Raw genomic sequence first — 13,860 nt, forward strand, 5'->3', positions numbered from 1 at the left:
GGAAGCCACCCTAACCACGCTCCAGGCGGGGTCCCTGTCGGCTTCGCCGACACCCCGCCCTGACCCGCGAGCGCCGTTCTCCCGACAGTACAGGGTCACACCCGACCTGGATTCCCGGTTCCCCTATCCCGCCGTTCGCCCTATAATGCGGTGGCCTCACCTCACACTCAGCAACCCCGGAGCACAACCATGGCGCTTGAGAAGACCCGCATCGGCATCATCGGCTGCGGCGGCATCATGTATGCGTACGCCACCGCCAAGGACCGTCTGGACATCCTGGACATCGTCGCCTGCGCAGACCTCCTGCCCGAACGGGCGCGGGCGAAGGCGGAGGAGTTCGGCATCCCCAAGGCGTGCAGCGTGGACGAGCTGCTGGCCGACCCCGACATCGAGATCGTCGTCAACCTGACCATCCCCAGGGTCCATGCCGAGATCTCCCTCGCGGCCCTGCAGGCCGGCAAGCACGCCTACAGCGAGAAGCCGCTGGGCGTCACGCGCGAGCAGGGGCGGGCGATCCTGGCCCTGGCCCAGGAGCAGGGCCTGCGGGTCGGCTGCGCGCCCGACACCTTCCTGGGCGCCGGCGGCCAGACGTGCCGCAAGCTGCTGGACGACGGCTGGATCGGCGAGCCCATCGGCGCCAGCGCCTTCATGATGTGCCACGGGCCCGAGCGCTGGCACGCCGACCCCGACTTCTTCTATCACCCCGGCGCCGGCCCGCTGTTCGACATGGGGCCGTACTACCTGACGGCGCTGACGAACCTGCTGGGCCCGACCGCCAGCGTGGCCGCCTCCGCCACGATCTCCTTCCCCGAGCGCGTCATCGGCTCGCAGCCGCACTACGGCGAGGTCATCCGGGTGGACACTCCCACGCACGTCAACGGCCTGCTGCAGTTCGCCGGCGGCGCGGTGGGCACCATCTCCACGAGCTTTGATGTCTGGGCCAGCACGCACGTGCCGATCGAGATCTACGGGACCGAGGGCACGATGGTGGTGCCGGACCCGAACTCCTTCGGCGGGCCGGTGCGCCTGAGGCGCTGCGAGCACACGGAGTGGACCGAGGTGCCGCTGACGCACGGCTACGCCGAGCAGAACCGCGGCCTGGGCCTGGCGGACATGGCCTACGCGATCCGCTCGGGCCGGCCGCACCGCGCCAGTGGCGAGCTGGCCTACCACGTCCTGGACATCATGCACACGCTCTACGAGGCCTCGGACCAGCGCCAGTATGTGGAAGTCTGCAGCAGCGTCGGGCGCCCGGAGCCCTTCCCGGTGGGCCTGCAGCCGCGCACGCTGGACGCGTAGCGAATGCGGAGAGAGGCGGGAGGGGGAGAGGACGGCGTCCTACCCCCTACTACCCCCTACCCCCTCCCTGAAGGGAGGGGGGGACGGCACGGCCACGGCGACGTTGCCGTTACCCTCGACCCTTGACCCTGAACCCTTGACCCCCCGGCGGCAACTGTGCGACAATGCGGGCGGACCCCACCGCCGTACGGGGTCTGTCCCCATTTCTATGGTAGAGGCTGCTGACGGACATGCGCAGAGCACTGTGGCTGTCACTGTGGCTGTGTCTGGCGACGTGGGCGCTGGCCGCGCCCCGGCAGGAAGTGCTCGACAACGGGCTGACCGTGGTGCTCGATGAAGATCACAGCGCACCGGTCGCCACGGTGCAGCTCTTCGTGGGCACCGGGAGCGTCCGGGAGGGGGAGTACCTGGGGACCGGCATCAGCCACCTGCTCGAGCACGTCATCAGCGACGGCAGCCAGACGCGGACCCGCGAGCAGATCGAGCAGGAGCAGGCGCGCCTGGGCAACAACGCCAACGCCTACACCAGCACCGATGTCGTCAGCTACTATGTCATCACCTCGGGGCCGCAGACCCTCGCGGCCCTGGACCACCTGGCCGACTTCGTCTTCCACCCGACGTTCCCGGCCGAGGCCGTGCAGACCCAGCAGGGGATCATCGCCCGCGAGATGGCCCGGGGCCAGGACGACCCCGGCCGCGAGCTGTACTACGAGTTCGCCGGGCTGATGTTCCGCGTCTCGCCGGCCGGCGCGCGGATCATCGGCACCCTCGACCAGTTCCAGCGCCTGACGCGCGACGACCTGGTCCGGCTCCACCAGCGGTACTACGCCCCCGGCAACATGGTGCTGACAGTCGTCGGTGACTTCGATACCGCCACGGTGCTGGGCCACATCCGCCAGACGCTGGCCCCGCTGCCCGAGCGCGTGACCCCACGCGCGGCGCTGCCGTCCGAGCCGCCGCAACTATCGCCCCGCCGCTCCGAGCGCCACCAGGCCGGCCTGTCACGGGCGTACTTCATGCTCGGCTATCCCACCGTCAGCCTCTTCAGCCCCGACATGTACCCGCTCGATGTCGCGGCCTACGTGCTGACCAACGGTGGCGCCTCGCGGCTCGTGTCGCAGCTCCGTGATGAGCAGGGCCTCGTGGATGCCGTCAGCAGCGCCTCGGCCACGCCGGCATACGACGCGGGCTACTTCGCCGTGTCCGCCGAGACGACGCCGGAGAAGGTCGCCGCCGCCGAGCAGGCGATCCTCGCCGCGCTCCAGCGTCTCGGGCGCGAGCCGGTGTCGGCCGCCGAGCTGGCCCGCGCCAAGCGCCAGAAGGAAGCCGACCTCGTGTTCTCGGGCGTGACGACGCAGGGCCGGGCCGAGCGCTACGGCAACGACCTGCTGACCGCCGGCGACCTGCACTTCTCCGAGCGCTACGTCGAGGGCATCCGCCGCGTCACGGCCGCCGACATCCAGCGCGTCGCCCGCCGCTACTTCATCCCCGCCCACTACAACTTTGCGCTCCTCGCGCCCCCCGAGGCATCACCGACGGCCGCCACGCCGTCTGCCCAAGCCCCGTCCGCGAGCGCCGCCGCGAGCATCCACGAGGCGAGGCTGAGCAACGGCCTCCGGCTGCTCGTGCAAGAGAACCACGCCGTACCGGTCGTGAACTTCTTCGCGGCCGCCCCCGGCGGCCTGCGCTACGAGTCCGAGCGCAACGCCGGCCTCACCAGCCTGATGTCCGCGATGCTCGTGCGGGGCACCAGGACCCGCAGCCGCCTGCAGATCGCCCAGGCGCTCGAGAACGTCGGCGGGGTGCTGTCGCCGTACTCGGGCCGCAACAGCTTCGGCGTGTCGGCACAGGTCCGCAGCGAGGACCTGCCCCTCGCCCTGACCCTCGCCGCCGACGTGCTGGCCCACCCGACCTTCCCGGAGGAGGAACTGCAGCAGCAGAAGCAACTGCAGCTTGCCGCCCTCGCGGCGCGGGCCGATGACGTGGACACCTGGGCCAGCGACCTGATGCTCCAGACGCTCTTTGCGCAGTACCCGTACCGCACCCCCACTGCTGGAAAAAGAGAGAGTGTCGAGCGCCTGACGCGCCAGGACCTGCTGTCCTTCCACCAGGCCCTCGTCCGGCCCGAGACGATGGTGCTCGCCATCTTCGGTGACACGACCCCGGCGCAGGCCCAGGCCCTCGCCGAGCGCGCGTTCGGGCAGATGCAGGGCCATGGCGCCACGCTGCAGCCAGCGCCCGCCGAGCCGCCCCCGGCCGAGCCGCGCGTCCAGACCGTCGCCCGCGCCCAGCAGCAGGCAATCATCACCTACGGCTTCCGGGCCGGGACCGTGACCGACGCGAGCCGCTACGCGCGGGATGTGATGACCGCGGTGTTCGCCGGCCTGGGCTACCCGGGCGGGCGGCTGCACACCGCGCTGCGCGGCGCCCAGCTCGTCTACGCCACGTGGGCGTACGCCGTGCCCGGCCCCGACACCGGCTTCTATGTGATCTACGCGGGCACCGCCCCCGAGAAGGCCGCTGCGGCGCAGCAGCGGATCGAGCAGCTCGTCCGCGAGCTACAGGCCCAGCCGCCGACCGCCGAGGAGCTGGCCCTCGCCAAGACCGTGGCCATCGCCAACCACGCCGTCGGCCTCGAGAGCAGCGGCGACCGCGCGCAGGCGGTGGCTCTCGACGTGCTGTACGGCCTCGGCCCCGGCGAGATCTTCCGCTATGCCGATGAGATCAACAAGGTGACGGCCGCGCAGGTCCAGGAGCAGGCCCGCACGATCCTCGACTGGCCCCACCGGGTGCAGATCGTCACCACACCGCAGCAGGACCGTCCCTGAGCGCCCTGACCTGTGGAGGTTGCCCCCATGCACACCAACGCGACGTTCCCGGCCATCGTGCCCGAAGAGATCCATCACGTCATCTCCGCCATCTCGCCCGCGCAGGTCGAGGCCCTGATGCAGGCCATCACCGACGCCGACGGGGTGTTCGTGTGCGGCGCCGGCCGCAGCCTGCTGATGATGCAGGCCTTCGCCATGCGCCTGGTGCACCTGGGGATGCAGGCCTACGTCGTGGGCGAGACCATCACGCCGGCCATCGGGCCGGGGCATCTGCTCATCGCCGGCACCGGCTCGGGCCAGACGCGCATCACGCTGGCCATGCTCGAAGCCGCCCAGGCCCGCGAAGCCAAGATCGCCGCCCTGACCGCGCACCCGCAGTCGCCGATCGGCCTCGCCGCCGACCTGGTGGTCGAGATCCCCACACCCGTGACCGTCGCCCGGGGCGTCGTCCGGGCCAGCGTCCAGCCCCCCGGCTCATTATTCGAGCAGTGCCTGCTCGTGTTGTGTGATACAATGGTAATGATGTTCATGCAGCGGCTCGGCGTGACGGAAGAGCAGATGCGCGACCGCCACACCAAGCTCGAATAGCCCGCGGGGGATGGGCCCCGGTCACTGCACCGCCATCGCAGCCCTATCCGCAGAAAAAAAAGAGAAGAGCACACCTGTCGTGAAGTGGATCATCTATTCCCTGATTGCCTTGCTGTTGGTCCTCGCCGTAGCCGCCGGAGCCCTGAGCGTCAGCACCAGCCAGTTCCGCAAGAGCGATGTCATTGCCCAGCACGTCACCATCGCCGGGGTGGACGTGGGCAAGCTCACGAACGCGGAGGCACGGCAGAAGCTCGAGGCCGAGTGGTTGCCGACGCTGCCGCAGACCGTGTCGGTAGAGGTGGGGGGAGAGACACGCAAGCTATCCTGTGACAAGCTCGGCCGCCAGCCTCAGATCGAGCAGGCCGTCGCGCAGGCCTGGCGTGTCGGCCGCGAGGGCGGCCTCATCGCGCAGTTGGCTACTCGCCTGCGCATGATGAGGTCGGCGCTGGACATCCCGGTCAAAATCACGGTGGACGAGACGGACATGAGCGCCGAGCTGGTGCGACTGGCGGCGCAGGTGGACCGCGAGCCGGTGGACGCCAGCGTCACGGTCTCGGCCGATGACGACGTGACCGTGGTCCCGGGCAAGCCCGGGGTGAAGCTGGATCGCAAGGCCTCGGCCGCAACCCTCACCGACGCCCTGACGCAGTTGAGCCAGGAGCCGGTGAAGCTCGCATCCGCCGAGGCCCAGCCCCGCGTGTCGGCCCAGGACCTGGCACACCTGGAGGTCGTGCTCGGCAGCTACCACACTCCGTACAACTCCGGCAAGGTAGACCGCACGCACAACCTCGGCCTCGCCATCCAGGCCATCAACAAGACCATCGTCATGCCCGGCGAGGAGTTCTCGACCGACAAGACCATCGGCCCGCGCATTGCCGAGCGCGGCTTCCGTGAGGCGCCGATCTTCCAGGACGGTGAGGTCACGCCGGCGACCGGCGGCGGCATCTGTCAGATCGCCACCACCATCTACAACGCCGCGCTCTTTGCCGGGTTGGATGTCGTCGAGCGCCATCACCACTCCCAGCCCGTCACCTATGCTCCCGCCGGCCGCGATGCTACGGTCTACGCCGGGCAGCTCGACCTGCGCTTCCGCAACACGACCGGCTTCCCGATCCTCATCCTGGGGTCGGTCGGCGGCGGCGAGGTCAGCCTGAAGATCATCGGCAAGCGCGAGGCCAACCGCAAGGTGCGGCTGGAGCGGTCAGGCCTGGCGAGCATCCCGTATGACACCAAGGAGATGCCTGACCCCACCCTCGACCTGGGCAAGCGGAAGGTAGACAAGCCGGGCCGCAAGGGGATCAAGGTGACGGTGACGCGCGTCATCGTCCAGCCGGACGGCAAAGAGAAGCGTGAGACGCTGCACAGCGACGTGTACCGGCCGCAGACCGAAGTCATCCACGTCGGCACCAAGCCCACGTTCTACAAGGGCAAAGACGGCAAACCGATCGTCGGTCCCGACGGCAAGCCGGTGCCGGTGAAGCTCGGCCCGGACGGCAAGCCCCTGCCCTACAAACCGCCCGGCGCCAAGCCGGCCAAGCCGGCGAACGGACACACCGCCGCCAGGGGGGCGGCAGTGAAAAAAACAGGCGCCAAGCCGGCCGGCACCGCCCGGCCTAAGACGAAGACCGGAGCCCGATCATGAAAGCAGCCAGGATGTTTGCGGTGCGTGACGTGCGCGTCGTGGAGAGCCCCACGCCGGAGCCGGCCCCGACTGAAGTGCTCCTGCGCGTGAGGGCCTGCGCCATCTGCGCCTCGGACCTGCACATGTACGAAGAGGGGCACAGCAGCGGCGTCTACCCCTCCGGCCCCATCATCCTGGGCCACGAGTTTTCCGGCGAGGTCGCTGCCTGCGGCGCGGACATGACCGACTGGCAGATCGGGGAGCGCGTCGCCTGCGAGCCCAGTTGGCACTGCAGCCACTGCGACATGTGCGAGCGCGGCCTGACCAACCTGTGCCGCCACATCATCTTCCCCAGCTACCCCGACCGCGACGGGGCCATGGCCGAGTACATCGCGGTCCCCGGGTTCTCGCTGGCGAAGCTGCCCGGCAACGTGGACTTCATCGGCGGCGCGCTGGCCGAGCCGCTGGGGGTGGCCCTGCACGCTGTGCGCCTCTCCGGCCTGCAGCCGGGCATGAAGATCGCCATCCTGGGGGCCGGCGCGATCGGCCTGTCCATTCTGCAGACCTGCCAGGCCTTCGGCGCCGGGGAGATCTTCGTCGCCGAGCCCCGTGAGGGGCGCCGCGCCGCCCCGGCACGCCTGGGAGCCAGGGTCGCGGCCAGCGCCGAAGAGCTGAAGCCGTTCTGGGAAGGCTCCCCCGAGCCCGACGTGGTGTTCGAGGCCGCCGGCGGGGATCACAGCTTCGCCGAGGCACTGGACCTCGCCCGTCCCGAGGGCAAGGTCATGGTGCTGGGCATCCCCTCGCTCGACCTGCAGCAGTACTCGGCCAAGATCCCCCGCCGCAAGGAGGTGACCGTCGTGTTCTGCCGCCGGTCGCGCAACACGCTGCACGAGTGCCTCGCGATGCTCAGCGACGGTCGGCTCAAGAGCGAGGCTTTCCCGACGCGGAACTACACGCTTGACCAGTCGTCCGAGGCCCTGGAGGACTCGATCCGCCGCGAGGGCGCCGTCGTCCGGGCCATCGTCTGCCCGTAGGGTCCTTCCCCGCTACGGCAGCTTGATTGCCGCCACCTGCCCGTTGCTCTCCGTCACCACCGCCTGGCTTCCGACGATGGCGAGGCTCTCGGCGCGGGCCGGCAGCGGATGCAGCGACTGCACCTTGCCGTCCTTGCCCAGCACCGCGACCCCGGCCGCTCCGCAGCAGGCGACCAGCCTCGCACCGACCACCAGGGCCAGGTCGCTGCAGCCATCGGGCAAGCCGGTGCGCCAGACGATCTTCCCCTCGCCACTGACGGCGAAGACGCTGGCGCTCTCGGCGGCGCAGATCAGCTCTTGCTTCCCGTCGCCGTTGACATCCAGCGGCAGCATCCGCGTCACCTTGTCCCCCAGGTTCAGGTCCCACAGCCGCTGTCCGGCCGCGTCGTAGGCGTAGAGCAGCCCGCCATCCACGCCGGCGAACACCTCGGGCTTGCCGTCGCCCGTGACGTCCGCGGCGGCGACGGCCGTCATCTCGGGACCAATGGCCCCACCCCGCCACAGGCGCTTGCCGTCGTGCTCAATCACATTGAGCGTGTAGTACACATCTCCCGCCACGATCTCATCCTTGCCGTCCCCATCCAGGTCGGCAGCCGTCCCGACCGTTGCCGAGTGTGCGTAGATCACGTGCCCCCAGAGTTGCTTCGCGGTCGCGTCGTAGGCGAAGTACTGCCAGCTCTCCACGCCGCAGATGACCTCCGGGCGCCCGTCGCCGTTGACATCGCCGGGGAAGACGGTCATCACATCACTGTCAATACCGCGGAAGCGCGGCGGCCGCGCCGTCCACAGCAGCTTGCCGTCACTCGACAGCAGGCCCACTGTCTGCGCGTCCTGCCCGAACATGACCTCAGCCCGCCCATCGCCGTTCACATCGGCGCAGGCCAGGCTGTTGATCCGCGCGCGCTCCTTGCTTGCGTACTCCCAGACTGTCCGGCCGCCGGCGTCCAGCGCCCGGCACTGCCCGCCCTCGCCCCCGATGACCGCCTCGCTTGCGCCGTCACCGTTGAGGTCGCCGGCCGCCAGTGCCGTGACGCGAGGGCACTGACCGGTACGCAGACCGCGCACCTCCACCTCCGCTACGTAGACGGAGCTTTGCTCATTGGCCGGGGAGATCGTCAGGCGTAGCTGTTGCGCCTGCTGCCCGACGGGCAGCTCGAAGATCGTGTTGACGTTGCCGCCCCACGACTGCGTGCCCGTCTCGGCAAAAGCCCCCGGCATGGGGCGGATGTCCTTCCGGAAGCCGTCGCTGCTCAGCTCCAGCTTGCGGTCCTTGACCGCCCACGTCTCGTTCATGTGCCACTCGCGCAGCACCACGCTCCGCACCCGGGTGTCCTCCACGAACGCGATGTTGATGACCGCGGTCTGCCCCGCGGGCCACATGACCGAGCCCGCCGAGCTGCTGTACTGCCCGTCGCACAGCTTGCTCACAGGCCCGCGGGCGGCGGTCGGCTCGGGGCTCGAGGTCACTTCGGCCACCGGCAGCGCAGTCGGTAGCGGGTCAAAGCCGGGGGCTTCCCACGCCGGCGCCGCGGCCGCTTGCGGCCGCCCGGTCGTCGCCCCGGCCGCCGCCATCGCCGGCAGCGCCCGCGTCTGCTCGATGACTCGGAGCAGTTCCGGCAGCATCGGCGCGGCCGGGATCGTGACGGCGTGCCTCCCGGCGGCCTGATGGATGCTCACAGGCGCCGCCGCGCCAAGCTGGACCGTCACTGTCACATCGCCGGTGCTGACAAGACAGCCAGTGCCGTCCTTGAGCAGCAGCTCCAGCGACACCGGCGCCGAGGCCGTGATCTTCGCGGTCCCGGCGGTGAGGCTCGTCGCGCCGAACAGCCGGATGGCGTCCTGGCCGAGCACCAGGGCCGCGCCCCGGAACGTCAGCCCGGGCAGCTCCGCATCGCCCAGGCACGCCACCTCGGCGCTGCCGGCACGCTCGATGACGACCACGCCGGGCCGGACCTGCCGCGCCTGCGTCTCCTGCCACTGCTTCGCGTCCCCTGAAGTGATGACATTGATGAAGCGGTGCGACTGACCGGCGCGGAGGGGCAGGCCGATCTGCTCGGAGAAACGGCTGACCGGCATGTTGCCGCTCTGCTTGAGGTTCTCGAGCCGTGCTGGCTCGCCCGTTACATTGCAGACTGCCAGCCGCATCGGCGGGCTGCTGAGCAGAAGCGAGTTGTCTCGCACGCTCGCCTCCCCCCACGGTCGCCAGCAGCAGCGCAGGGCATAGTCGCCCGCCGTGAGAGCCTTGATCTCGTCGGCCACCAGCAGGTACTCGTTCGGCCGCCAGAGCATCGTGCGGGTCCAGTCGGCCCCGTTGTACTGGGTGAGGGTCGTTTGCGTACAGCCGGCGTTCGTGAGCATCTCGGCCCGGTCGAGTCGCGTCACAGCCGGCGTCAACTCCGCCTGTCCGTCGCGAATGATGACCATGCTGCTGTGGTACTTGGGGCTGTTCTTGATGTACTCGCCGTCGCACAGCAGCGGCAGCCCGCCGCGCGCGTAGCGCAGGATGGCATTGGCATCGAAGTGCATGTGATTGCCCCGACCGAAGCCATCCAGCAGCAGGTACTCATCGTTCCTGTCCCAGCCCGCGCGCAGGGAGAGCTTGTTGAAGGTCAGTTCGTAGGGCACGTTGGGGGCGGTGCGGTACTGCGCACCGACGGCGCAGTCGTCATAGTTGGGCCTGGGGAGGGGGCTTGCGACAATGCCGACCTGATCTCTGGGCTCGCGCGGCTCCAGGCGGACCGCGTAGCCCTGACGCAGCGGGTGCTGCGCGCCGCCGCTGGTGTGCTGCGCCCCCCACACGAACTCAGGGTCACGGGCATACCAGGCGGCCAGTTGCATGACGTCACCCAGCCCGCCCGAACCCATCTCCCCGGAGTTGTCGCCGAACGCCACCTCGTAGCCGGCGTTATCCATGACCTGCAGGGCGTCCAGCGCTGCCCGCCGCATGTGGCCTTCGGTGAAGAACGCCATGTCGCCCTGGGACAGGGAGTAGAGGGCGCAGTGCATTATCGGCAGCCACTGGTACGAGGCAGCATCCTCCATGGGCTTGCTGGTGTGCTTGAGGCCGTTGAAGACCCCGTGCGCGGCCTTGATCCAGTCCTCGGCCCACGCTGCGTGGTAGTGGCGCTGCATGTACTGCCCGGCGAACAGCAGGCCGAGAGCAGGGAAGGTGTTGTGGTTGTGGACGATGCGCGTGTTGGTGAGCCACTTCTCGCGCACGTCGGGCCGATCATGCCCCTGGTACAGGACGCACTCCAGGCCCAGGCGCACGACGAGGTTGGTGTAGTCGAGGCGCTCCTGGTCCTTGAAGAGCCCGCTCTCTTCCAGCAGATCCCACAGAATGGCGATCTGGAACGTCCAGGCATCGCGGAAGTCGTTGTCGTAGCGCCTCATGCCGTCCTGGTTGATGGTCTTGTCGGTGCGGTAGTACTCCAGCAGCGCGGCCATGGCGCCCTTGTAGGCTTCACCCCACCCCGGGTCGCCACTGCGCTGGAAGTTCAGGCCGGCACGGACCACCGCGGAGGCTCCACTGCGGCCCTCCCCGGGGCTCATGAAGCTCTTGCGGATGCTGGCCACCTGGTCCGGGACGCTCTGTGCAGCCAGCACCGGGACCCCCTGGTCGAGGCGGTCCTGCGGGTCGAACTTCAGGTCAAGCAGGCGCCCCAGCGTCAGCGCGCCCTGCCGCCCCTTTGCCTTCGCGAGGGCGGCGAAGGCCTCGGCGGCTCTCTGCGTCCCCTCGGGGAAGCTGCCGCCTACGAGGATTGCGTTCTGTCCCGTCCCGAAGGGGTCGTGTACCGAGCGGATCTCGTAACCGGTCCGCCCGGTGAAGCCCTGGTCGAGGCATACGAAGAAGTTGTGGTACAGCCGGGCGACATGCCGGTTGTTGTCCAGATGGCCCAGGAGGATGACCGGCTGCCTGAGGAAGTCCTCGCGCGCCAACTGCTGGTCGGTGAGGAGGGGCACGGTCACGCCGGTGGCAGCGGTGATGGCCTGCTGTACGGTCACAGCGGCCTGGCGCCAGGCCGGATCGTCGGCATGGCAGATGACCGCCTTCGCCTGGCCATCCACCACGATCGGCGTGTCCAGACCCAGGGGTCTGAGCTGCCCGGGCTTCACTTCCATGCTCTGGAGGAGGGCCTGTTGCTGGGCCAACTCCTCGGGTGCGGCTGCGCATGCCACCCCCGCGGCAAGCAGGGCCACTGCGACCGTCAACGTCCAGCCATGTCGGAGCATCATCTCACCTCAGCGTGTTGCTTCGACGGCCGGGGGCCAGCAGCCTGCAGAACGCACTTCGCCGGAGACATGGCCTGTCTCCGGCGAAGCTTCCGTGGGCGCTGGGGTCAGTCCCCTGCGGCGTTACTGGTTGATGCGGCGCTGCTGAATCTGCTGGTTGTTGAGGAAGCGCAGGTTCAGGTTCAGGCTGGTGCCGGGCAGGTTGTTCCAGTCACCAGGCGCGAGCTGGGCGCGGCTGTTGGCCTGCGTAGCGATGCCGCGGAACAGCGCCTGGCCGACCTGACCGTTGGCGAAGGTCTCGACGCGCAGGTCGAAGAGGCCCGCAGTGCCGGTCTGGACCTGCAACTGGTTGTCGTCAATGATACTCACCTGGGCTGCTCCGGCGCCCAGGTTCAGGCCCTGCAGATTGTACACGCGCTCGGCAGCCTGCACGTGGATGACGTGGATCTGCGACGGCTGCAGGGCGGGCGGGCTCGGCAGCTCGAGGCTACGGGTCGGGGTGAGGATGCGGTTGAGCCTCAGTTGGCCCTGGCCGGCAAACTCGGCACGGAAGACGCTGCCGGGTTGGAAGAAGCTGAGCCGCTTGGACCCGCCACCCGCGACGGTGAAGGTGAGGTTCTTGTTGGTGGCGTTGCTGAAGATGAAGATGGCCGGGCCGGTGTACTCCTGGCCGGCGGCCTGTACGGGAACGTAGCGCATCGAGTTGGGGATGCGCGTGTTGGGGTCGGCGTTCTCCGCCCCGTCCGCTCCGTAGAACTGGTGGCCGCCCTCATCCTCGATCTGCTGGACGCTGCCGCCCTCGACGACGGCCACGACCGTGCCGGTGGCCGAGGCTCCCGGCCCGCCGGCTGCCGTCGGCAGGTGCGGCGGCCTCATGCACTCATTGTAGGACATGCAGACCATCTTGTTGGCGGTGCCGTAGCTGTTGGCGTGGAAGCTGCTGTTGTTCCAGTCCACGTAGGCTGTGCTCTTGTCCGGCCCGCCGGTTTCGTTCTCAGCATACGGTTCGTTGTTGTCGTACCAGATGATGCGGTGCTGAGAACCCGAGATCGCCGTGCTGTAGGGCACGACCGCGTGGCCCCAGTGACCGACGTACCAGAATCCCACGACCGGCCGGTTGATCGCCTCGTAGACGAGACTGTTGATGCGGTCCCAGGCCTCCTTGTGGTCCTGGTTGTTCCACAGGTCGTTGATGGTCACAGCCATCTCGGCGCTGAGTTGCCCGCCTTGGTCCTCCTGCACCGACTCCTTGGTCTCGTTGCACCAGTCATAGAACCAACAGAACGGCTGCGGGTGTGAGGTGAACCAGGTGCGGTGGTAGGTGGTCATGTTGCCGTTGCGCAGGCGCAGGCTGGAGTTGCTCATGCCGTAGCAGTTGCCGCCGCCGCCCACGCCCTTGTAGGCCGAGTCATACCAGCTCTGCGCAGCGGGTCGGTGGGTGCCGTTGGAGTACTCCACCGCCGACTGACCGAAGAAGTCGCGGTACAGGTGCCAGGGGATGGTGGGCGCGCCGAAGTTGGCGAACTTCCAGCCGTATATGCCCCGGTAGCCACGCGTTGCGCAGCAGCGGTAGCTATAGGCGCTGCTCTCGTTGGTCGCCGAGCGTCGCACCCTCACCTCATGACTGGTGGCCAGAGGCGTGCCCGCGGGGATCTGGAAGCACAGCGAGTTGGGGAAGAACTCCACGTCTGGTCCGTAGTAAGTTGTGGCCCGCTCGACACCATCCCACAGCACCTTGTCGGCGGCCTGCAAAGAAGTCCCCATCACGACGACCCACGTGTTGGGCGGAGCGCCGTAGGTGGGCCAGCATGAGGTGATGCGCGGTTTCAGGACGAACACCGTGCCCGGACGCAAGAGCACGGCCTTGTAGGCCGGGGAGTAGAACTGCGCCCCGTACTGCTGGTCCATGGCCGTCAACAGTACATGCTGCAGGTCGGCGGGCAGAGCCTGGAACTGCTTCAGGGCCACATCCTGCTTGTCCGGCGCGAGTTTCTGCCGGACCAGCAGGTTCTTGAAGGTGTCCCCCAAGGACAGGGGCTTCATGAGCAACTGGGCGCGGGGCTGCAGTACCGGCGGCGCGGCCCAGGCCACAGCCGTTGCCGCGACGACGAGCGCCAACGTCAATGCACATCGCCTTGCCATCTTCCTACACCTCCTGGAGGTCTGCGTAGTCACAACATGACAGTCAGTATTGCATCATTGTACCACCATTCTACATTCCCTGCGCCTCCGGCAACCTCTTCTTTTGCTCATAGGA

At 68.6% G+C, this 13,860-nt stretch carries 7 protein-coding genes; 5 read left to right on the forward strand and 2 right to left on the reverse strand.

Annotated elements, in window-relative coordinates:
- Nucleotides 1–189 precede the first annotated feature (189 nt).
- From LLH23_01105 to LLH23_01125, 5 genes are all read left to right on the forward strand, one after another.
- Entirely contained in the window at nt 190–1,299 is a 1,110-nt protein-coding gene (locus LLH23_01105; protein MCE5237074.1) for a Gfo/Idh/MocA family oxidoreductase, read from the forward strand.
- 230 nt (nt 1,300–1,529) lie between these two features.
- On the forward strand, nt 1,530–4,127 hold the full coding sequence (locus LLH23_01110; GenBank protein ID MCE5237075.1) for an insulinase family protein: 2,598 nt from the start codon (nt 1,530–1,532) through the stop codon (nt 4,125–4,127).
- Between the two features lie 27 nt (nt 4,128–4,154).
- Nucleotides 4,155–4,715, forward strand: a complete 561-nt coding sequence (locus tag LLH23_01115; GenBank protein MCE5237076.1) for an SIS domain-containing protein — start codon at nt 4,155–4,157, stop codon at nt 4,713–4,715.
- Between the two features lie 79 nt (nt 4,716–4,794).
- The gene (locus tag LLH23_01120) at nt 4,795–6,357 is read left to right on the forward strand and encodes a VanW family protein (GenBank protein ID MCE5237077.1); all 1,563 of its coding nucleotides are present in this window, start codon (nt 4,795–4,797) and stop codon (nt 6,355–6,357) included.
- Entirely contained in the window at nt 6,354–7,370 is a 1,017-nt protein-coding gene (locus LLH23_01125; GenBank protein MCE5237078.1) for an alcohol dehydrogenase catalytic domain-containing protein, read from the forward strand. The genes LLH23_01120 and LLH23_01125 overlap by 4 nt, the downstream gene beginning before the upstream one ends.
- Before the next feature lie 12 nt (nt 7,371–7,382).
- Here the strand turns inward: LLH23_01125 and LLH23_01130 are convergent, their stop codons facing one another.
- Nucleotides 7,383–11,606, reverse strand: a complete 4,224-nt coding sequence (locus LLH23_01130) for a VCBS repeat-containing protein (GenBank protein ID MCE5237079.1) — start codon at nt 11,604–11,606, stop codon at nt 7,383–7,385.
- Between the two features lie 120 nt (nt 11,607–11,726).
- Nucleotides 11,727–13,745, reverse strand: a complete 2,019-nt coding sequence (locus LLH23_01135; GenBank protein MCE5237080.1) for a hypothetical protein — start codon at nt 13,743–13,745, stop codon at nt 11,727–11,729.
- Nucleotides 13,746–13,860 lie beyond the last annotated feature (115 nt).

It is taken from the genome of bacterium, from assembly GCA_021372615.1.
Lineage (GTDB): Bacteria > Armatimonadota > Zipacnadia > Zipacnadales > UBA11051 > JAJFUB01.